General features: G+C 51.6%; 19 protein-coding genes, 1 tRNA gene and 1 other RNA gene. 14 read left to right on the top strand and 7 right to left on the bottom strand.

All coding sequences use genetic code 11. The annotated features are described in order from the left end of the window. Window positions 1-23 precede the first annotated feature (23 nt). From ACTG3X_RS13955 to ACTG3X_RS13925, 7 genes are all read right to left on the bottom strand, one after another. Entirely contained in the window at window positions 24-200 is a 177-nt protein-coding gene (locus tag ACTG3X_RS13955; RefSeq protein ID WP_439111890.1) for a DUF4169 family protein, read from the bottom strand. Then, window positions 200-1,591, bottom strand: a complete 1,392-nt coding sequence (gene fumC, locus ACTG3X_RS13950) for a class II fumarate hydratase (protein WP_439111889.1) — start codon at window positions 1,589-1,591, stop codon at window positions 200-202. The genes ACTG3X_RS13955 and fumC overlap by 1 nt, the downstream gene beginning before the upstream one ends. Window positions 1,592-1,697: 106 nt before the next feature. Then, window positions 1,698-2,174, bottom strand: coding sequence for an SspB family protein (locus tag ACTG3X_RS13945; RefSeq protein WP_439111888.1), 477 nt, complete (start codon window positions 2,172-2,174; stop codon window positions 1,698-1,700). A 67-nt stretch (window positions 2,175-2,241) separates the two neighbouring features. Further along, entirely contained in the window at window positions 2,242-3,447 is a 1,206-nt protein-coding gene (chrA, locus tag ACTG3X_RS13940; RefSeq protein WP_439111887.1) for a chromate efflux transporter, read from the bottom strand. A 258-nt stretch (window positions 3,448-3,705) separates the two neighbouring features. Next, window positions 3,706-4,055: a transfer-messenger RNA gene (gene ssrA / locus ACTG3X_RS13935) on the bottom strand. Between the two features lie 19 nt (window positions 4,056-4,074). After that, entirely contained in the window at window positions 4,075-4,464 is a 390-nt protein-coding gene (locus ACTG3X_RS13930) for an ectoine synthase (protein WP_439111886.1), read from the bottom strand. Between the two features lie 62 nt (window positions 4,465-4,526). After that, a complete protein-coding gene (locus tag ACTG3X_RS13925) occupies window positions 4,527-5,261 on the bottom strand; it encodes a FadR/GntR family transcriptional regulator (protein ID WP_439111885.1) in 735 nt (244 codons plus the stop codon). Window positions 5,262-5,339: 78 nt separating this feature from the next. Between ACTG3X_RS13925 and ACTG3X_RS13920 the strand changes: the two genes are divergently transcribed. From ACTG3X_RS13920 to ACTG3X_RS13855, 14 genes are all read left to right on the top strand, one after another. Next, window positions 5,340-6,104 carry a DUF2182 domain-containing protein gene (locus ACTG3X_RS13920; protein ID WP_439111884.1) on the top strand — a complete coding sequence of 255 codons (765 nt, stop codon included), beginning with the start codon at window positions 5,340-5,342 and terminating at the stop codon, window positions 6,102-6,104. A gap of 12 nt (window positions 6,105-6,116) precedes the next feature. Next, window positions 6,117-6,749 carry a DUF1326 domain-containing protein gene (locus ACTG3X_RS13915; protein ID WP_439111883.1) on the top strand — a complete coding sequence of 211 codons (633 nt, stop codon included), beginning with the start codon at window positions 6,117-6,119 and terminating at the stop codon, window positions 6,747-6,749. Next, a complete protein-coding gene (locus tag ACTG3X_RS13910; RefSeq protein ID WP_439111882.1) occupies window positions 6,749-7,852 on the top strand; it encodes a dimethylsulfoniopropionate demethylase in 1,104 nt (367 codons plus the stop codon). Before ACTG3X_RS13915 ends, ACTG3X_RS13910 begins: the two co-directional genes overlap by 1 nt. A gap of 16 nt (window positions 7,853-7,868) precedes the next feature. Continuing rightward, complete coding sequence (gene acuI / locus ACTG3X_RS13905; protein WP_439111881.1) at window positions 7,869-8,861, top strand: acryloyl-CoA reductase; 993 nt, start codon at window positions 7,869-7,871, stop codon at window positions 8,859-8,861. A gap of 131 nt (window positions 8,862-8,992) precedes the next feature. Next, window positions 8,993-9,409: an HIT family protein gene (locus ACTG3X_RS13900; RefSeq protein WP_439111880.1), complete on the top strand. Its 417-nt coding sequence runs from the start codon at window positions 8,993-8,995 to the stop codon at window positions 9,407-9,409. A gap of 244 nt (window positions 9,410-9,653) precedes the next feature. After that, complete coding sequence (locus tag ACTG3X_RS13895; protein ID WP_439111879.1) at window positions 9,654-10,874, top strand: aminotransferase class V-fold PLP-dependent enzyme; 1,221 nt, start codon at window positions 9,654-9,656, stop codon at window positions 10,872-10,874. 57 nt (window positions 10,875-10,931) lie between these two features. Continuing rightward, complete coding sequence (locus ACTG3X_RS13890) at window positions 10,932-12,338, top strand: cryptochrome/photolyase family protein (RefSeq protein ID WP_439111878.1); 1,407 nt, start codon at window positions 10,932-10,934, stop codon at window positions 12,336-12,338. 70 nt (window positions 12,339-12,408) lie between these two features. Continuing rightward, window positions 12,409-13,617 (top strand): class I SAM-dependent methyltransferase, encoded by a 1,209-nt coding sequence (locus tag ACTG3X_RS13885; protein ID WP_439111877.1) that lies wholly within the window; start codon window positions 12,409-12,411, stop codon window positions 13,615-13,617. Further along, entirely contained in the window at window positions 13,617-14,066 is a 450-nt protein-coding gene (locus tag ACTG3X_RS13880) for a TrgA family protein (RefSeq protein ID WP_439111876.1), read from the top strand. Before ACTG3X_RS13885 ends, ACTG3X_RS13880 begins: the two co-directional genes overlap by 1 nt. A 24-nt stretch (window positions 14,067-14,090) precedes the next feature. Continuing rightward, entirely contained in the window at window positions 14,091-15,197 is a 1,107-nt protein-coding gene (locus ACTG3X_RS13875; protein ID WP_439111875.1) for an NUDIX domain-containing protein, read from the top strand. Between the two features lie 116 nt (window positions 15,198-15,313). Beyond that, window positions 15,314-16,351: a cysteine synthase A gene (locus ACTG3X_RS13870; RefSeq protein WP_439111874.1), complete on the top strand. Its 1,038-nt coding sequence runs from the start codon at window positions 15,314-15,316 to the stop codon at window positions 16,349-16,351. Window positions 16,352-16,380: 29 nt separating this feature from the next. Further along, on the top strand, window positions 16,381-18,726 hold the full coding sequence (locus ACTG3X_RS13865) for a DUF3772 domain-containing protein (RefSeq protein ID WP_439111873.1): 2,346 nt from the start codon (window positions 16,381-16,383) through the stop codon (window positions 18,724-18,726). After that, entirely contained in the window at window positions 18,723-19,451 is a 729-nt protein-coding gene (locus tag ACTG3X_RS13860) for an alanyl-tRNA editing protein (protein ID WP_439111872.1), read from the top strand. Before ACTG3X_RS13865 ends, ACTG3X_RS13860 begins: the two co-directional genes overlap by 4 nt. 55 nt (window positions 19,452-19,506) lie before the next feature. Next, window positions 19,507-19,596: transfer RNA gene (locus ACTG3X_RS13855), tRNA-Ser, on the top strand. Window positions 19,597-19,779 lie beyond the last annotated feature (183 nt).

Below are 19,779 nucleotides of genomic sequence, written 5' to 3'. Positions count from 1 at the left end.
GACGGATCGTTTTGCAGGTCGACTCATGTTTCGCGTTTCTTTCCTGACCACTCTCGCTTTGCTTTGAGCTCGGACGCGTTCTCAACTTCTTTTTGAGCTTTTGTCCGCCCAAAGGTTACAGTGTTTTCAAGCGCGCGGGCAGCTTTAGCTGCCCGGGCTTTGTTTTTTCTAAACCGATTAAGATTAACCGGTTCTGTCATCACTTAGGCCCAATCATATCTTCTGGCCGTACAACACGATCAAATGTCTCCTCATCGACGAAGCCTAGAGCGATGGCTTCTTCTTTGAGTGTCGTGCCGTTTTTATGAGCTGTCTTTGCCACTTTGGTCGCGTTGTCATAGCCGATAGTCGGTGCAAGAGCTGTAACAAGCATGAGGCTTTCCTTCATCAGCTTTTCTATGCGAGGTTCGTTGGCCTCGATGCCCATCAGCATGCGCTCTGTAAAGCTATCTGCTGCATCACCAAGTAATTGGATAGATTGGAGAAGATTGTAGCTTATCATCGGGTTGTAGACGTTGAGTTCGAAGTGACCTTGGCTACCAGCAAACTTTATGGCGGCGTCATTGCCCATTACATGAGCTGCAACTTGCGTAAGAGCTTCTGCTTGGGTCGGATTCACTTTGCCTGGCATAATAGAGGAGCCGGGTTCGTTCTCTGGGAGGATGAGCTCTCCCAAGCCAGACCGTGGGCCAGATCCAAGGAAGCGGATGTCGTTTGCTATTTTGTATGCAGACCCGGCAACGGTAGCCAATGCGCCTGACATGAAAACCATTGCATCATGTGCTGCGAGAGCTTCAAACTTGTTTGGCGCAGTCACAAATGGGAGGCCTGTGATCTCGGCCATATGCCCCGCTACCGTTTCGCCCCATCCGTGTTTCGTGTTCAACCCTGTGCCAACAGCAGTGCCGCCTTGAGCAAGTTCGTATATTGCGGGTAGTGCGGCTTCTACACGTCTTATGCCCATACGTATTTGGTGAGCGTAGCCTGAAAACTCTTGCCCAAGCGTTAGCGGTGTGGCGTCTTGTGTGTGTGTTCGGCCAATCTTGATGATATCTTTGAAAGCGGCGGCCTTGGTTTCAAGGCCTTCGGCTAGTTTTTCAAGGCCAGGTATAAGTACATCACGCACCGACATGGCCGTCGCAATGTGCATTGCGGTCGGAAAGGTGTCGTTTGAGCTTTGTCCCATATTACAGTGATCATTTGGGTGTACAGGGTCTTTTGTACCGATCTGGCCGCCCAAAATTTCGATCGCGCGGTTTGCAATGACTTCGTTTGAATTCATGTTCGATTGGGTTCCAGAGCCAGTCTGCCAAACGACGAGTGGGAAGTTGTCATCAAACTTGCCTTCGATCACTTCACCAGCAGCTTGGATAACGGCTTCAGCCAATCGGGGCTCAAGATCACCGCTGTCACGATTAGCTATTGCACAGGCTTTCTTGATCACGCCAAGGGCGCGAACGATTGCAATTGGTTGCTTTTCCCAGCCGATAGGGAAGTTCATAATCGAGCGCTGCGTCTGGGCACCCCAATATTTGTCTGCAGGAACTTCGAGGGGACCAAAGCTGTCGGTTTCCGTACGTGTCTCGGCCATGTCGGGCTCTCCTTGAAAAAAGTGTCGCAAATGCTCTAACTCTCGGCGACTTAAGGAGCAATCCCTGATAGCACTAACAAGTTATACTGAGCGATACGTTCCTGGATTACTTGCGAAATTGATCAAGGCTAACGATGTCAGCCTCTGGTTTTGTTTTTTGTGATGGCTCTTTAAGTGCTTTCTCTAGGTCAACAGATACCGGCGCTTCAAAGTCTTGCACGCTATCGTCTTCGCTGACTTCAAACCGAAGGCCAAACTCAACAGACGGGTCTACAAAGGTTTTTATGGAATCGTAGGGCACTCTAAGGTTTTCGGGAGCATCGCCGAAGTTCAGCGTCACTGAAAAGCCATCTTCCGTCACTTCAAGAGCATCAAACCAATGCTGGATTACGATCGTCATTTCTTCGGGGTAGCGGTCATGAAGCCAGTCCGCAATTTGAACATCAGGATGCTGCGTATCAAAGGTAATAAAGAAATGATGGGCTCCCGGAAGGCCGTCTTGTGCAACATCACTTAATACACGCCTTACAAGACTTCGCATGGCCTTGTGCATCAACGTTCCATAGTCAATCATTTCTGACATGGTCTTTCCCTTCATTTACAGCGGCGAGAATAAGGAGTTTTTTGGAAAACAAAAGGCCGTTTCCAAATTAGATTAGCCCAGTGAGAAACCCGATATATCCGAGTATCGCGCTGCCAAATATAGTCACGAAGAGGTTTCCGTTGGTTGTTCGTGCTAGTATTAAAGCGCTCCCAAGCAGTGCTACCGCTGCCCAATTTAAGCTCGCGGCACCAGCCTCAAGACCTTTTGGCCACAGTACAGAAATTGCAAACCATAGCGAAAGGCTTGCTATGACCCCTATAACGGCAGCACTCACACCGGTCAGTGCAGCTCGCAACCGTGGCATTGCCAAAATAACCTCGAGGTAGGGCGCTCCAACAAATACCATTGTAAAGCATGGTACAAACACGGCCCAAAGTGTCAGAAGTCCGGCTGCCGTGGCGAAGACTAGTCCTCCTTTTGTGTAGCCTGCCAGATGGGAGACGAACTGCGTAACAAGGATGAGTGGTCCAGGCGTTGTCTCGGCCAGTCCCAAGGCGTCGACCATTTGTGTTGTGGTGATCCACCCGTGTTCTTGAACGATAGTTTGGGTCATCCATCCGAGCAATGCATAGGCCCCACCAAAACTGAAGATAGCAAGTTGCCCAAAATAGATCACAAGCTCTATGAGGAATGCTTGCTTGAAGTAGAAGAGCACGCCCAGAGGCGCTAGCCAAAAGCAAAGACCTACTAAAACAGTTTGGAGAGGTTTGGAATGCTTTGGCATATCCACGCCCACCATCTCGCCATGTTTTGAGAACAGGCATGCTCCAAGTGACGCCGCGGTTGCAAGGATGACAGGGTAGGGGTAGTTCAGAAAGAAAATGCTCACAAAGGCGAGCCCTGCAATCACGAGCATCCAGATATCTTTCAACGCTCTATCAGTAAGCTTTATAAGGGCATGAAACACGAGAACAATGACGGCAGCCTTTATGCCGAGAAATGCTGCCTTAACTTCATACAAGTTTCCATATTTAATATAGGCGAGAGCAAGAGCCCAAATAGCAAAGGCACCTGGCAGAATGAAAAACACTCCTGCAATCAGGCCTCCCACCATTCCTCTTAGGCGCCAGCCAGCATAGGTTGCTAACTGCATGGCTTCGGGGCCGGGCATGAGCATACAAAAGCTCAATGCGCCCATAAATTGCTGCTCGTTAAGCCAGCGCCGCTCTTCCACGAGCAGTCTGTGCATAAGCGCAATTTGTGCTGCTGGGCCGCCGAAGGACAGGACACCCAGCTTTGCAAATGTACTCAAGAACGCAGCTAGGCTTTGATCTCTCATATGTGTGTCGGAGCCATTCCAGAATATTGAGTTCCAACCTGTATATCGTTCTTGAGCAATGAGATAGCTGCTTTGAGTGCTTTCCTCTCAGAGAGAAAGGCATCGAGATACGAAAAGGCTGTGCCTTGAATGAATAATGTCACAACCTTTTCTCTTGTTTTCAAATATATGAATCGTGGTCCGCTATTAGATAATAGCTAGAGTCTTTGTACGTATATAAACAGAAAAAGAAGTGCAGGCTTCTGTTGCCAGGTGCCTGCGAACCCCGCCTTAGGTCGCTAAACGTAAGGACTTAGATTTCAATAGTTCCGGTCGCTTACGCGGCCATCGCCATTGGAGCACGATTGTCATTTGCAATTGTACATTTTGGGCCGATACGGTGGCACCCAGCCGAAACAAAGCTAACCTCTTTAGACGTTCGTCGATCCTATTTCGTCCCCATGATCCTCAAATGAAGGATGTTTGGTGGAGACGCCGGGTACCGCCCCCGGGTCCGATCCGCTTATTACAAGCGCGTTTATGTCCATAGTCCCCGAAGGGACAATGATAGTATAGTGTCATGCGCGCGCAATTTGAAGAGGCAACTTAGAGTTGGCAGCATTAATATGCCGAACCTAAGTTCATTTCGTTGAGGACGTGTCTTTCCGTTCCTTTAAGAGGAGGGTTAAATACGCTCACAAGTACCACATCTGTCTTAAGATCAGCGCAAAGAAAATGGTCATCATGTTGGTCTAAAACATAAATTGTCCCTGGGGTAATCTTGTGAGAGGTTCCATCCAATGAGCGCACTGATCGGGAGCCAGCAATACAGTAGCATGCTTCAAGGTGATTTCGGTATTGCAGCCGCGATTCTGTTCCTGCTTTGACGACTGTATGGCAGATTGTGAAGCCCATCTTGTCATGTTCCGTAAGGAGGCGATGGCTGGTTCGATTGCCCCAATCAACGAAGAAATCGGTCTCTTTAACATCTGAAAGCGTTCTCACAAACATTTTAGCCTCATATTTTGGTGTTGGCTGCAATGCATCACCCAAAAAAAATGGCAGAGTTGTGTCTAGTTTTCGGTAGGTTTGCGGCGGGAGAGTACGTCGGCTGCCAGCTTTTTGGTGTAGCGCTCCAGCTTAACCAATGCCTTGTCTACAGCTTCTGCCGTTTGGTCTTCAAGGCCATCTGCGATCTGGGTGTGAAGCGAAATAATCTCGGCTCTGGAGCGTGCTGTAAAAGTAATCATGTTCATCAGTGGCTCGATTGCTTCTATCGCACCAGCAAGCTGGTAGGATAGAATCGGGTTTGCGGCGCCGTCCACCAATGCACGATGAAAGCTAATATCTGAGGCACACCAAGCCTCATCTGATAGCCCCGGTTGAGATTGCCTGAAAATTTCTGCGCGCATGGTTGCGAGTTGGTCTGCGGTACGCCTTTGTGCTGACAGCGGAGCGCAGGCGCGCTCAAGCGTAAAGCGGGCTTCGCAGGCTGTTTCAAAGCTAACTTCGTTCATACTTAACAAAAGCGTAGACGTTGTAATTTGCTGTGGATAAGCGTCTTGAAAGCTGATGTGATTCACAAAAGCCCCACCTGTTGCGCCGCGCTGTGTGCGGATAAGGGACTGTGCTGCCAGCCTTTTCAGGGCTTCTCGAACGGTTGGTCGAGAGACGTTGAATTGCTCTGAAAGGTCGGCCTCTGACGGTAGCCTTTCATCAACAATCAATTCTCCAGCAACGATGGCATCACGGATATTTTTCGCAATTTTTGCAGAGAGATCTGCTGAGCTGGGGGATGTTTTTTTCATTTGTCTGACATTTATACTTTACGGAGAGCTTAAATTGTCTGACATTTAATGGCAACACTCGAGTCGTATGAGGTAGTAATGCTCCTGAGCCGGATAAAGACAATGACTGGGATGCACTGGTTGGTGCTGTTCGCGGTCATTTCAGTTTCTTGGTTCATGCTTTTTGCAATGGCTGTCCCAGCTGAAATGAGGGTTTATTCCAAGTTGTATGGAGCAGACTTCTGGGTGGCGCTTTGCACTGTCACTCCAGACGCAGCAGGTCTGGCGCGACTGTTCCTTATGTGGGCATTGATGTCTGCTGCCATGATGGCTCCAACGGCATTACCCGCGTTTGGTACATATGATGATCTGGTCCGCTCCACAGGGCGTGGGCGTTTTAGTCATTTGGTCATTGGGTATCTGACTATATGGCTTGGATTTGCAGCATTGGCTGCGTGTATTCAAATGATGCTGACGCGATGGGGCGCTGTTGATCTCTTGGGGCAGAGCCAGTCGCCTATACTCACAGCATCCCTTCTGGTTGGTGCGGGATTGTATCAGTTCTCGGCACTGAAAGAGGCGTGTTTGAGCAAGTGCAGGCGTCCAATCAGTTTTTTCATGCAGCACTGGGAAGAAGGTGCATGGCGGAACGGCCTCCGCCTTGGTCTTGTATGCTTGGGGTGCTGCTGGGCTCTCATGCTCTTGGGTTTTGTTGGAGGCGTGATGAACCTTGCGTTTATGGGGCTGGCGACTGTGATGATGATACTAGAAAAACTCCCCGATATAGGGCGTTGGCTCACGCGCCCGCTGGGCTTTGGTCTGATCGCTTGGGGGCTATTCGCGCTGGTTGGCGCATTTATTTAGAGGAGATACAAAATGGCACTCGACGGAGAAATCGGAACGATCCCTTGGGCGATCCAGGGTGAACTTATTCTGAACTGCAATTGCACTGTTTTTTGCCCGTGCGTTGTGAGCCTTGGAGCTCACCCTCCCACAGAAGGTCATTGTCAGGCCTGGTCAGGGGTTCGGATCGATGAGGGGGAATACGGCGGTGTTAGCCTTTCGGGGCTAAACGTTGGGCTGTTCCTCGAGATTCCTGGGAATATGGGGCGTGGCAATTGGAAAGCGGCGGCTTTTATTGATGATCGCGCAACTGAAGATCAGTATGACGCACTTGTTGCCATTTTTTCCGGAGCTGCGCGTGGCACGACTGGCTTGTTTGGGCTATTGGTCGGTGAGTTTTTAGGGGCTGAGCGCGCTCCGATCACGTTTGAAACTGTGGGCAAAGAGCGCCGCCTTATGGTTGGTAAAAAGATCAAAGGCTCTGTTGTGCCAGTGGAAGGCAAAGACGGTAAAGATATCGTCGTCACCAATACAGAATATTGGATGGGTCCCGACATTACAGTGGCGAAAGCCACGCAAGGCCGGGTCCGAGCGTTTGGTCGGGTTTGGGATTTTGATGGTCGCTCGGCTGAGATCTGCCAAATCGATTGGCATGGTCCACGCTGATGGCGCTGATTGCGCTGTCACGCCGCCTGCGCCGCACACCCTTTAGCGAGGGTGTGGAGGCTGCAGGTGTGAAAGGCTATACGGTTTACAACCGTATGCTTTTGCCAACCGTGTTTCGCACGGTTCAGGAAGACTACCGCCACCTCAAGGAGGCGGTTCAGCTTTGGGATGTGGCCTGTGAGCGCCAAGTGGAGCTGCGCGGGCCTGACGCCACGCGGCTGATGCAAATGCTCACGCCACGCGATCTGCGCAATATGCAGGTTGGTCAGTGTTACTACGTTCCGATCGTCGATGAGACGGGCGGGATGTTGAATGATCCTGTGGCTGTAAAGCTGGCGGAAGATCGCTGGTGGATTTCGATAGCGGACAGTGATTTGCTACTTTGGGTCAAGGGCATCGCCTATGGCTATCGTCTGGATGTGCTTGTCGATGAGCCGGATGTGAGTCCGCTCGGTGTGCAAGGTCCGAAGGCAGATGATGTGATGGCGGATGTCTTTGGCGACGCTGTGCGCGATATCCGCTTTTTCCGCTTTGCTATGCTCGAGTTTCAGGGCCGCAAGCTGGCTGTTGCGCGTTCGGGCTATTCGAAGCAGGGCGGCTTTGAGATTTATGTTGAAGGCAGTGATATCGGGATGCCGCTGTGGAACGCTTTGATGGAAGCGGGCAAGAAGCATGATATTCATGCGGGCTGCCCCAATCTAATCGAGCGGATCGAGGGCGGTCTTCTGAGCTATGGCAACGACATGACCGATGACAACACGCCGCATGAGTGCGGGCTTGGCAAGTTTTGCAACACACATAGCGCAATTGGCTGTGTGGGGCGTGATGCTTTGCTGCGCGTCGCTCAAGAAGGGCCTGTCAGACAGATACGAGCCATTGAAATTCATGGTGACGCTGTGCCTCCATGTGACCGGCTCTGGCCGGTGATGGTTGGCGACCGTCAAGTTGGGAACATCAGCAGTGCCGCATACTCGCCTGACTTTGCTACAAATGTGGCCATTGGAATGATCCGTATGACGCATTGGGACGATGGCTCCGAAGTCGACGTTATTACGCCAAGTGGCGTACAGGCTGCTACGGTGAGAGAAACATTTTGGATATGAAGAAAGAGGTAGAGATATGAGTGACTTTAATGCGCTGGTTGTTGAGAAAGACCCGGAAACAGGCAAGACGAACGCCAGTGTGGCGCGTCTGTCTGATGCTGACTTGCCTGATGGTGAAGTAACAGTCGGGGTTGAGTATTCGACACTCAATTATAAAGATGGCCTGTGTGTCGGCCCAGGTGGCGGTTTGGTGCGTAACTATCCGCACGTACCTGGTATCGATTTTGCTGGAGTCGTCGAGGCCTCGTCAGATCCCCGTTACAAAGCCGGGGATAAGGTTGTCTTGACGGGGTGGCGTGTGGGAGAGGCGCACTGGGGCGGTTATTCGCAAAAAGCGCGTGTGAAGGCTGACTGGCTCGTTCCGTTGCCAGATGGGCTGGATACCCGTAAGGCGATGGCCGTTGGTACGGCAGGTTTCACTGCGATGCTCGCGGTTATGGCTTTGGAAGACCACGGGATAAAGGCAGGGCCTGTCCTCGTGACCGGCGCCGCGGGCGGTGTTGGGTCTGTCGCCACGGCTATTCTGGCCAATCTGGGCTATGAGGTGGCAGGTGTCACAGGGCGCCCTGAGACTGCTGACTACCTTAAATCACTTGGTGCCACTCAGATTGTCGCAAGAGAAGAGTTGAACGAGACCGTCAAGCGCCCCCTCGAGGCTGAAACATGGGGTGGCTGTGTCGATGCTGTCGGGGGCGAAATGCTGGCACGGGCGCTCGGTCAAATGAAGTATGGTGCTTCAGTTGCTGCGGTCGGATTAGCTGGGGGCGCTGCTTTGCCTGCTACGGTTATCCCTTTCTTGCTGCGCGGCGTTAATCTCTTGGGCATCGATAGCGTTATGCAGCCATATGACAATCGTGTACGCGCTTGGCAGAGGATCTCTAAAGACCTGCCTATGGATAAGCTGGAAGCAATGGTCGTACCTGCCACACTCAGCGACTTGCCACAGCTTGGGAAAGATATCCTAAAGGGGCAAGTCAAAGGGCGCGTTGTAGTTGATGTGAATGCTTAAGTCGGATTTAAGCTAAAAGAAGGAAGCCGCTCGTTGCAGGGCGGCTTTTTTTGGGGGGTGGAGTTAAGCCTTGGTCGAAGCTTCGTTCCGTGAAAGAAAGCTCATAATGACACGAGATATTAGGGTGACACATGCCGAGTTATGACAGTGAAAATGTCTTTGCCAAGATTTTGAAAGGCGATATCCCTTCCTTCAAGGTTTTTGAAGACGACCTAACATATTGCTTTATGGACATTATGCCTCGGAGCAATGGCCATTGCCTTGTAATTCCAAAGACACCTTGCCGCAATTTACTTGACGCATCCCCAGCACAGCTTGCGGCATGCATCGCGACGGCGAACAAAATTGCAAATGCAGCCATGAGCGCATTTTCAGCAGATGGTGTAACGCTTCAGCAGTTCTCCGAAGCTGCTGGAGGCCAAGAAGTATTCCACCTTCACTTCCATATACTGCCTCGCATTGAGGGTAAGGCGATGGGGCCGGCAGGGGTTATGGGAGATATGGCAGTCATCAAAGAAAACGCAGAAAAACTTAAAGCCGCTTTGTGAGAAGAGTTGCGCCGTTTTGCTTGGGTAAGTGTCGTATGACCTTGCGAAACATTAGGATCGCCGGTGTAGATATCTTTTGGTAGCGTGGATCGTAGGTAAAGTCCGCGTGCCAATAAGCTCGAAATCTAGTTCGATAAGTTTTAACTGCTGCGTTCCTTGTGTGAGCGGAGACAGTTCCGTTTTTTAGCTGCTCTTGAAACCTATCAAAAATAAGGTCTCAATGGTGCAAAATGGAGAAATACACATGAAGCTTGATACAGATTTTGTGCGCACGCAGTTCCCAGCCTTTGCTCAGGACGCTTTATCGGGACAATCGTTTTTTGAGAATGCAGGCGGTTCCTATACGTGTCAGCACGTGATTGATCGCCTCACCCGGTTCTATGTTGAGCGGAAAGTCCAGCCATACTCCCCGTATGAAGCCTCTCGCCTCGGGGGAGAAGAGATGGATGAGGCCCGCGTGCGGCTGGCTGCGATCATGGGTGTTGAAATGGATGAAGTTAGCTTTGGTCCATCTACCACGCAAAATACTTATGTTCTTGCAAATGCGTTTAGACAATTCATGGAGCCCGGTGATGCTATCATCGTGACAAACCAGGATCATGAAGCGAATACGGGTCCCTGGCGTCGCCTTGAAAACGAAGGCTTTGAGGTTCGAGAGTGGCAGATTGATCCTGAAACTGGCCATTTGGATTTGGCAAAGTTGGAAGAGCTGCTTGATGAACGGGTTCGTCTTGTATGTTTTCCGCATTGCTCGAATGTTGTCGGGGAGATCAACCCTGTGGTCGAGATTACGGCCTTGGCACATGCCGCTGGTGCTTTCGTCTGCGTTGACGGAGTGAGCTACGCGCCGCACGGAATTCCCAACGTGGGTGTGATGGGACCAGACATATATCTGTTTTCCGCCTACAAGACCTATGGCCCACATCAAGGCATTATGGTGATGCGGCGCGCATTGGGTGAGGCGCTTCCCAATCAGGGACACTATTTTAATGGCGCATCTTTGTACAAAAGATTTACTCCAGCGGGACCAGATCATGCTCAGGTGGCAGCCTCTGCGGGCATGGCCGATTACACAGATGCTTTGGCGACCCACCATAAGATAGGAGGTACCCCATCAGAGCGCGCTATGGGGGTTCATGATTTGATGCGCGAACACGAAACGGGTCTCTTGCAGCCGCTATTGGATTTTGTGAGTTCAAAGAATTCTGTTCGGCTGATTGGCCCATCTCAGGCTGCTAAGCGCGCGCCGACCGTTGCGCTTGAGCTTGCAAGCAACGGGGAAAGTGTAGCCGCTGCCCTAGGTGAGCGCGGTATTATGGCGGGTGGCGGAGATTTTTATGCAGTGCGGGCGCTCAAAGCGATGGGGGTTGACCCGTCAAAAGGTGTTTTGAGACTTTCATTTGTTCACTATACGTCTCAAGCTGAAGTTGATAAGCTATTACAAGCGCTTGACGAGGTTTTGTGATCTGAAATGTGACGCCCAGCGTAGGTAAGAAAACTCGTTTGAAGGGCGGTTAGCCGTATGAAAAATCCAAGTATTTGGTGGATCCGCAGGGATATGCGGCTGACTGACAACGAAGCTCTGAGTGCTGCGTTGGCGTGTGGTCAAGTTATTCCGTTGTTTATCCTGGATGAGCGGAGTGAAGCTCTAGGGAGCGCACCAAAGTGGCGACTGGAGCGGAGCCTCGAGGCGCTGCAAGATGCGCTGAATAGCAAGGGTTCCAAGTTAGTATTACGGCGGGGATCAGCCCTGAATGTGCTACGCGATATTGTTGCTGAAACGGGGGCAGGGGAGGTTCACTGGAACAGGCTCTATGACCCTAGGTCGCGCAGGATCGATTCAGAGGTAAAATCTACTCTGCGGTCGGAAGGGCTCAAGGCTCAAAGTCATACGGGGCATTTGCTTGTCGAGCCTATGCAGGTGCGGACACAGACTGGCGACTTCTATAAAGTTTTCACGCCATTTTGGCGAAACATTCAAACGCAGGATGTAGCGGCGCCAAAGCCGGAGCCAAAGGACATAGGAGGCCCCGCTGAGTGGCCGCATTCTGAGTGCCTTAAAGACTGGAGCTTATCGATATCAATGCAGCGTGGCGCCAAGATATTGAGCCAGTATAGTGCTGTTGGCGAAGCGTCTGCTTGGAGTAAGTTATCGCGCTTCTTAGAAGAGCGCGCCTCTCGCTACAGTGAGGCCAGAGACCTTATTGCGGAGCATGGAACCTCTGATTTGTCAGACAACCTAGCTTTTGGGGAGATTTCCGCACGCAGTATATGGCACATGGGACAAAAGGCGTTCGCTTCAGGTGCTGAGGGGCTGGAGCCGTTTCTGCGGCAGGTAGGATGGCGGGATTTTGCACAGCACTTGATGTATCATACACCACATATCGTGGATAAAAACTGGCGTGACGGTTGGGATGACTTTCCGTGGAGCGAAGTTGAAAACACTCCTGAAGTTGAAGCTTGGAAATATGGCCGAACGGGGATTGATTTTGTCGACGCGGCAATGCGCGAGCTTTGGGTAACTGGTAAAATGCATAACAGAGCGCGCATGGTTGCCGCGAGCTACCTGACCAAGCACTTGCTTGTGCACTGGCGTATTGGCGAGCGCTGGTTTGCAGATCAGTTAATAGACTATGATCAGGCTAACAATACGATGGGCTGGCAATGGGTCGCTGGCTCCGGACCAGACGCCTCTCCCTACTTCAGGATCTTTAACCCTGACACGCAGATCAAGAAGTTTGACCCACAAGGGCGCTATTTCAAGCGTTGGGTTGCTGAAGGGCAAATACAGCCGCCCAAAACGGCCCTCGACTTTTTTGAAGCCATTCCCAAACGTCTGGACATGTCTGCTAAAGATTTGCGCCCTCACGCTATTGTTGGCTTGAAAGAAGGGCGCGAACGGGCTTTGGCGGCATATAGCAAAAAATAAATTGACTTATGCATGAACGGCTATGCGTTGTTGCTTGTGTAGGCTCGGCAAAGACAGGAAATGTAGACAAATGATACTGAGGGATACGAAGGGGCAAGAGCGGCTGCCGCGCTACTTTGCGCAGGTTTTTGAGCTTGCAAAAAATATGCCAGTGGGGCGTCTTGATATCGTTCTACCTGACGGCAGACATTTTCGTGCCGAGGGAGCAAAACCCGGGCCATCGGCTGAGGTCAGGCTGCACGATGATGATGTTTTCGCTCGACTTATTCGTGAGGGTGAGTTGGGGTTTTGCGATGCTTACTTAGATGAATCTTGGTCGACCCCCGACTTACAGAGCTTTCTTGACCTGATGAATTCGGGGAATGAAATCCTGTATCGAGGCTTTCCGGGCAAGGGTCTTGTGAAAGTCTACGAACGTTTCCGCCACGTGCTTCGCTCAAATAGCAAGCTGCAAGCCAGGAAGAACATCTCCTATCATTACGATTTAGGAAATGCGTTTTACGCCAAATGGCTTGACGGGACGATGACCTACTCTAGCGCGCTGTTTGAAACGGGGCAGGAAACCCTTGAGAGTGCGCAGACGGCCAAATATGCAGCCCTTGTCGATGCCATGGGCGTAAAGGAAGGCGACCATATTCTTGAAATCGGTTGTGGCTGGGGTGGCTTTGCCGAATACGCCGCACGCGAGCGAGGGTTGCGAATAACGGGGCTGACAATCAGTGAAGAACAACTGAAGTTCGCTCGCAAGCGCATTGAAGCCGCGGGCCTGTCAGAGGCTGTGACGTTTAAGATGCAAGACTATCGTGACGAAACTGGCTGCTATGATGGTATAGCATCGATTGAAATGTTTGAGGCGGTTGGAGAGAAATATTGGCCTGTGTACTTTGAGAAAGTTAGCCAGTGTTTGAAGCCCGGGGCAAAAGCCTGTTTGCAAATCATAACGCTTCAAGAAAAGCGGTTTGAGGTCTACCGCAAGGGCGTTGACTTCATTCAGAAGTACATTTTCCCGGGAGGGATGTTGCCATCCAAAACAGCTTTGAGGGCTGAGATACGCAAGGCGGGGTTACGCGAAGAGGCCGCGTTGGAATTCGGAGAAAGCTACTCCAAAACCTTGAGACGCTGGCATGAACGCTTCAATGCAGCGTGGGATGATATCGCTGAAATGGGGTTTGATGCGCGATTCCGTCGAATGTGGAATTTTTATCTAACCTCTTGCGCGGCATCCTTTCGTGGCGGTAACTGTGACGTAGTACAAGTAACAATAGTGAAACCTGATTGATGCCAACAGCCGCCCGTCTTCTGTCAGCAGTATTCTTGGCCAGTCTGGCATTTCTTGTTTCCGATATGGTAAAAGCATCAATGTTGGCCGGGGATCCGAATTTGAGCTTTGGTCGGTTCCGTGAAATAAATGTATTTATTTCTGCGCTTGTAGGTTGGGGTTTGCTTGGCGGACGAGTTGGACATCCGTATTCGGTAGCTTTGGGCCTTGGTCTTACCGCGGTGGCCGCAGCAGTTTTTTGGTGTACCAGCGCGCACGCAATTCTTGAGATGCTGCAAATGTCCCTCGATCGAAAATTTGATGGGCCGATGGAAGCTCTCGTTGGTGCGGTAGAGCTTGGCGTCGGCTATGCAGGCGAGCTTTTGCACGCAAAGATACTGCTTTCTCTGTTGTTGGGCGGTATTGCGGGTGGCTTATTGGCTGAATTTTGCAGCCGCCGCTGGAGCTAAGCTATTCTCCCGAAGGAGCAAACCGTGTCTCATGTCTTTCTCTACGGCACTCTGCGCCATTTCGGTCTTTTAGAAACAGTTCTTGGGTCTGTGCCGCATGATCGGTTGGTGCCCGCAGGCCTTGAAAACTTTTGTGTCGCGCGTGCGCATGGGCAAGACTTCCCACTTATTTTCGCTTGTAATGGCGCAACGTCGAAGGGTTTTTTGCTTAAGGATGTCACTGCCGAAGAGAAGGCCAGACTTGACCATTATGAACTTGGGTTTGGATACACCTTAGAGCCATGTTGCGTTTCTGGTTTGGACGCTTTGGTTTATATTCCACAAGCGGGTCTTTGGCAGCCTGCTGAGCCTTGGAGCCTGGAGAGCTGGGTGGAGAATGCTTGGCCTATCGTGAAGCATTCCGCTCAAGAGATAATGGCGCTGAGAGGCGTGGTCGAGCCAAAGGACTTGCACGGCTATTTTGATCGTATTCAAGCCAGAGCGTATTCAAGGCATTTGGCTGAAACACAGCACAGCCCCGCTGATTTACGGAGCAAGAATAGGTATAGCGATGTAAAGCTATCCAATCGGTCCTGTAGGCATATCGGATATTTTAGGACGGATGCGAACACGCTTTCCTATCCGCAATATGATGGCACAATGGGCAAAGTAGTGACGCGTGAGGTCTTCCTGTCGGGAGATGCCGCGATTGTGCTGCCATATGATGCAAAGAGAGACCGCGTGTTGCTCATTGAGCAGTTTAGGCTTGGGCCATTTGGTCGGGGTGACCCATATCCGTGGTTACTCGAGCCGATAGCGGGCCGCATTGATGTTGGAGAGACCCCAGCGGAGTCTGCCAAACGCGAATGTATTGAGGAGGCTGGAGTTCATCTTGATCAGTTACTACCGGTGGCCAGTTATTATCCGTCTCCAGGTGAGGTGAGTACTTACTTTCATACATTTGTCGGCCTCTGTGACTTGCCTGACACTTCGGCTGGCTTGGGAGGGCTTGCCACTGAGGCCGAGGATATCAAAAGCCATGTCGTTAGTTTTGACTATGCTGAGAGCCTTATGTGCAGCGGTGAGATCAACGTGGGGCCTTTGCTTCACCTTTTGCTTTGGCTCAAGACTGAACGAAACTCCCTTAAGTGAGGAGGATATTCTGTTTCGGGCAAGTCTTTAGGAACGGGAGTTACTTTCAGCGCAACTTGCTTGTGGCGGGGTGGCTAAGGTCATAGTTTGCCACTCAGGATGGCGAGGAGCGAAAGATGAGAATTGCAAACGACTTGGCCGAGGCTGTTGGCAAAACCCCCTTGATTAAGCTGCGGCGCGCAAGTGCAGAAACCGGATGTGATATCTATGGCAAAGCCGAATTTTTAAACCCTGGTCAGTCGGTCAAGGACCGAGCAGCCCTCTATATCATCAAGGATGCAGTTGCGCGTGGCGCGCTGAAGCCGGGCGGAACAATCGTTGAAGGCACTGCTGGTAATACGGGTATTGGTCTTGCATTGGTCGGTGCCTCTATGGGGTTTAAGACCGTTATCGTCATTCCTGAGACCCAGAGTGAAGAGAAAAAAGAGATGCTCCGTCTGGCGGGGGCAGAGCTTGTTGAAGTGCCTGCAGCCCCATATCGCAACCCCAACAACTTTGTTCGTTATTCTGAACGTCTTGCAAAGCTTCTTTCCGAGTCTGAACCAAACGGCGCGATTTGGGCAAACCAGTTTGACAATGTCGCGAACCGACAAGCGCATATTGAGACCACTGGCCCTGAAATATGGGAGCAAACCGAAGGTAAGGTGGATGGCTTTATCTGTGCGGTGGGATCCGGTGGGACGCTTGTTGGCACTGGTATGGTGTTACAGCCGAAAGGTGTGAAGATTGGTCTTGCAGACCCGATGGGGGCTGCGCTTTTCAGCTACTACACGACTGGTGAGTTGAAAATGGAAGGCAGCTCCATTGCTGAAGGGATTGGACAAGTTAGGATTACGAAAAACCTTGAGGGTTTCAAACCTGATCTGGCCTATCAAATATCAGATGAAGAAGCATTGCCGTACGTGTTTGACTTGCTGGAAGAAGAGGGGCTTTGCCTCGGTGGCTCATCAGGTGTCAATATCGCGGGCGCTGTGCGCATGGCAAAAGAGATGGGGCCTGGGCATCGTATTGTAACCATTCTTTGCGATTATGGCACGCGCTATCAGTCCAAGCTGTTTAACCCCAACTTCCTTCATGAGAAAAAGCTGCCTGTTCCAGACTGGATGGAACGTGCGCCGCGCATTATCCCAAGTGTCTTTGAGGACGTAGAATGACTTTATCGAGAACACTCGCAAGCGCCGCTTTGGCTCTGTTGCTGTGTACATTTTTGGCTATCTCTTCCGGGAACGCCCAGACAACTGCTGCGTCTCAAATAGACTATAATAGCTGGCAGTCCTTTGCGCAGCGCATTGAAGAAGCGGTGGAAGCCGGGCGCGCCTCGGACACTATTTTGGAGAATGTTCGCCAAGACCTGTCGGATTGGCGTGTTCGCTTCTTGAGTGCAAAAGATGCGAATTCGAGAACTATTTCTGCTGTGCAAGCACAGCTGTCAGCTCTTGGCGCCGTGCCGGAAGGTGGGATTGAGCCTGACCAGATCGCCGAGCAGCGTGACAATCTAAATCAACGACTTGCCGAGCTGCAAGCGCCTGGCAGGCGTGCTGAGGTTGCCCAAAGTCGTGCTGATGCTCTCATTTCGGAGATTGACCGCATTCTGGCACAGCGGCAGACCAGTGCGTTTTTGGAGCGAGGCTCTAGCCCACTGAACGTGACCTACTGGGGCCGCAGCTGGAGCACCTTTAAAAACTCTTTGTCGAGCAGCCGAAACGAGGTTGTGAACGGCTGGAACAATCCCAATCAACGTGAAGCGTTCAGAGAGAACCTGCCTGCGTTGCTGGCTGTGACCTCGATATCAATTATCTTCTTGTTGCTTGGCTGGCGGTGGGTCAGGGCTCTCAGCGAGCGATTTGTAAAACAGAGAAAAACTGCGCGAGGGTGGCTAACCGCTTTTGCGCTTTCTATTTTTCAGCTCGTCGTGGCCAGTATAGGCCTGTTTGGTCTGGTCAACGCCTTCTATCTCACAGACCTTGTCGGGCTGCGGCTTGACCCGCTGATTGATGCGTTTGTTGATGGCGGGTTTTTCCTGATTTTGACCATTTGGTTGAGTGCGTTTGTTTTTGCCCGCGCGGACAGGAGCTTCCATAGCTTTGCATTGAGTGCTGGCCAAAACGCTCAAGGACGTCAAAGCGTTGTTGCGTTGGGCCTCGTCTTTGCGGCCAGTTTTTTGCTCGATGAACTTGCACGCTATGACAACTGGTCAAACAATGTCAGATCGGTCATCTATTTTCCTCTCGTCGTGTTGGGTGGGCTCTTTCTCTGGCGTCTGGGGCGCTTGCTTCGCCTACATGCTGCGGCTTCAGGTAAGCAGGCTGAAAGTGATCAGCCGCGCTATGTTGATAGAATGTATGGGCTTCTGGGCCGTGTTGTTGTGCTCGTTGGCTTTGTCGGGCCGTTGCTTTCAGCGGCAGGGTATTTTGCGGCCGGAACTACGGTGGTCTTTCAAACTATCGAAACCCTTGTTCTGATTGCTGCATTGATCTTGGCCCAGAGGGTTGTTGCCGAGCTTTGGGTTGTTGTGCGGCGAGGTGAGGAAGACGCTCGCGACGGCTTGGTGCCAACTCTGGCGGGGTTTGCGCTCATCCTCTTTGCTGTTCCGGGTTTTTTACGTATCTGGGGCACCAGCGACGCACGTATTGCAGAGTTTTGGATCCGTGCACGAGAAGGGTTTTCCATCGGTGAGACACGTATAACGGCTGGGGCTTTCCTGACCTTCGCAATTGTGTTTGTGATCGGATATATCATCACACGCCTGGTTCAGGGCGCGCTCAAGAACACGGTTTTACCCAAAACAAAGATGGATCAAGGCGGCCAGAACGCCCTTGTGTCGGGCCTTGGCTATATTGGTATTTTCCTCGCTGCGCTTAGCGCGATCACGAGTGCTGGGATAGATCTTTCGAGCCTGGCGATTGTGGCTGGTGCTCTGTCAGTCGGTATTGGTTTTGGTCTCCAGAACATTGTCTCAAATTTTGTCTCAGGCATTATCCTGCTTATTGAACGTCCTATCTCGGAGGGTGACTGGATCGAGGTCGGTGGAACGCATGGTACCGTGCGTGATATCTCCGTTCGTTCAACGCGAATTGAGACATTTGATCGCTCAGATGTCATTTTGCCAAATGCAGATTTGATCAGTGGAAAGGTGACCAACTTTACAAGAGGCAACACGGTTGGGAGGGTTATCGTGCCTGTCGGTGTCGCCTATGGCAATGACACCCGCAGGATCGAAAAAATCCTGTACGACATAGCAGAAGCGCATCCGATGGTCCTCGCCAATCCCAAGCCGACCGTCCTGTTCCAAGGATTTGGAGCGGATAGTCTGGACTTTGAGATCAGAGCGATTTTGCGAGACGTCAATTTTGTCATGTCTGTGCGCTCTGATATGAACCACGAAATAGCGCGCCGCTTTGGGGAAGAAGGGGTCGAAATTCCGTTTAGCCAACGTGACATCTGGATTAGAAACCCTGAAGCTTTGTTGCCCCACTCCAAAGGTGAAGAGGCTGTCAATGATGTCAGTGATGATGGAGATGTAAAATGACTTTACCATCCAGCCAACCGTTGTTCCTCTCTGATGTCTACATGCGTGAATGCGCTGCAACTGTGGTGGCCCATACGGCCGAAGGCGGAATTGTTTTGGATCAATGCCTGTTCTATCCGACAGGGGGTGGGCAGCCCGGAGATAGCGGAACGCTGGTTTGGGATGGCAAGACGCTTGAGATTGCAACTGCCGTGAAGGGCGAGGGCGGGCAGGTGGTGCTTGTACCTGCTGCACCTGTGGCATTGCCAGGGGTTGGTATAAAGCTTGTGCAGTATCTCGACTGGGAGCGGCGGCATCGCCATATGCGGGTTCATACGGCGCTACACTTGCTTTCGGTTGTTTTGCCGTTGCCCGTTACCGGCGGCCAAATCGGGGCTGATAAAGGGCGTCTGGATTTCCTGATGCCAGAGCCTCCCGAAGATCGCGACGCTGTCGAGGGGGCTCTTAACGAACTGATCGATATGGATCTTCCTGTGAGCGAACTTTGGATCACGGAAGAAGAACTTGCTGCAAAACCTGAGCTTGTCAAAACCATGATGGTTAAGCCTCCGCGAGGTCGTGGGCCCATTCGCTTGGTCCAGATAGGCGAAGGTGCATCGCGCATTGATCTGCAGCCCTGTGGGGGCACTCATGTGGCCCGCACGGGTGAGATCGGGGCTTTGCGGCTTGGAAAGATTGAAAACAAAGGCAAACAGAACCGCCGCGTTAACATTCACTTGATGTAATAATTCTAACAGTTTGGGCTTGCGGGCCCACATGTTTTTTCGTTACACGGGCGTCGGACAGGTGGCCGAGTGGTCGAAGGCGCGCGCCTGGAAAGTGCGTAGGCGGGTGACCGTCTCGAGGGTTCGAATCCCTTCCTGTCCGCCACTTCCTTTTCTCTCAAGTTTATCTGGTCCATGCCGTGTGGCTGGGCGTATGGCTTTGTGTATGGCAGCCAGTATGGACACTGAGGGAAGACAAGATGCGCGATAAAACTCTTATTCTGGTGCTGGGCGATCAGCTCAGTCATGAGCTTGCCTCACTCAAAGCCTGCGACATGGCGCAGTCTGT

Source organism: Lentibacter sp. (genome assembly GCF_965658795.1).
Classification (GTDB): Bacteria; Pseudomonadota; Alphaproteobacteria; order Rhodobacterales; family Rhodobacteraceae; genus Lentibacter.
This window is presented reverse-complemented; position numbering and strand designations above follow the sequence as displayed.

Coding starts and splice junctions, on each gene's coding strand:
- ACTG3X_RS13870 (WP_439111874.1), top strand. CDS start 15,314: ATGAGAATTGCAAACGACTTGGCCGAGGCTGTTGGCAAAACCCCCTTG.
- fumC (WP_439111889.1), bottom strand. CDS start 1,591: ATGGCCGAGACACGTACGGAAACCGACAGCTTTGGTCCCCTCGAAGTT.
- ACTG3X_RS13895 (WP_439111879.1), top strand. CDS start 9,654: ATGAAGCTTGATACAGATTTTGTGCGCACGCAGTTCCCAGCCTTTGCT.
- ACTG3X_RS13945 (WP_439111888.1), bottom strand. CDS start 2,174: ATGTCAGAAATGATTGACTATGGAACGTTGATGCACAAGGCCATGCGA.
- ACTG3X_RS13900 (WP_439111880.1), top strand. CDS start 8,993: ATGCCGAGTTATGACAGTGAAAATGTCTTTGCCAAGATTTTGAAAGGC.
- ACTG3X_RS13915 (WP_439111883.1), top strand. CDS start 6,117: ATGGCACTCGACGGAGAAATCGGAACGATCCCTTGGGCGATCCAGGGT.
- ACTG3X_RS13925 (WP_439111885.1), bottom strand. CDS start 5,261: ATGAAAAAAACATCCCCCAGCTCAGCAGATCTCTCTGCAAAAATTGCG.
- ACTG3X_RS13930 (WP_439111886.1), bottom strand. CDS start 4,464: ATGTTTGTGAGAACGCTTTCAGATGTTAAAGAGACCGATTTCTTCGTT.
- ACTG3X_RS13860 (WP_439111872.1), top strand. CDS start 18,723: ATGACTTTACCATCCAGCCAACCGTTGTTCCTCTCTGATGTCTACATG.
- ACTG3X_RS13885 (WP_439111877.1), top strand. CDS start 12,409: ATGATACTGAGGGATACGAAGGGGCAAGAGCGGCTGCCGCGCTACTTT.
- ACTG3X_RS13910 (WP_439111882.1), top strand. CDS start 6,749: ATGGCGCTGATTGCGCTGTCACGCCGCCTGCGCCGCACACCCTTTAGC.
- acuI (WP_439111881.1), top strand. CDS start 7,869: ATGAGTGACTTTAATGCGCTGGTTGTTGAGAAAGACCCGGAAACAGGC.
- ACTG3X_RS13890 (WP_439111878.1), top strand. CDS start 10,932: ATGAAAAATCCAAGTATTTGGTGGATCCGCAGGGATATGCGGCTGACT.
- ACTG3X_RS13955 (WP_439111890.1), bottom strand. CDS start 200: ATGACAGAACCGGTTAATCTTAATCGGTTTAGAAAAAACAAAGCCCGG.
- ACTG3X_RS13920 (WP_439111884.1), top strand. CDS start 5,340: ATGCTCCTGAGCCGGATAAAGACAATGACTGGGATGCACTGGTTGGTG.
- ACTG3X_RS13880 (WP_439111876.1), top strand. CDS start 13,617: ATGCCAACAGCCGCCCGTCTTCTGTCAGCAGTATTCTTGGCCAGTCTG.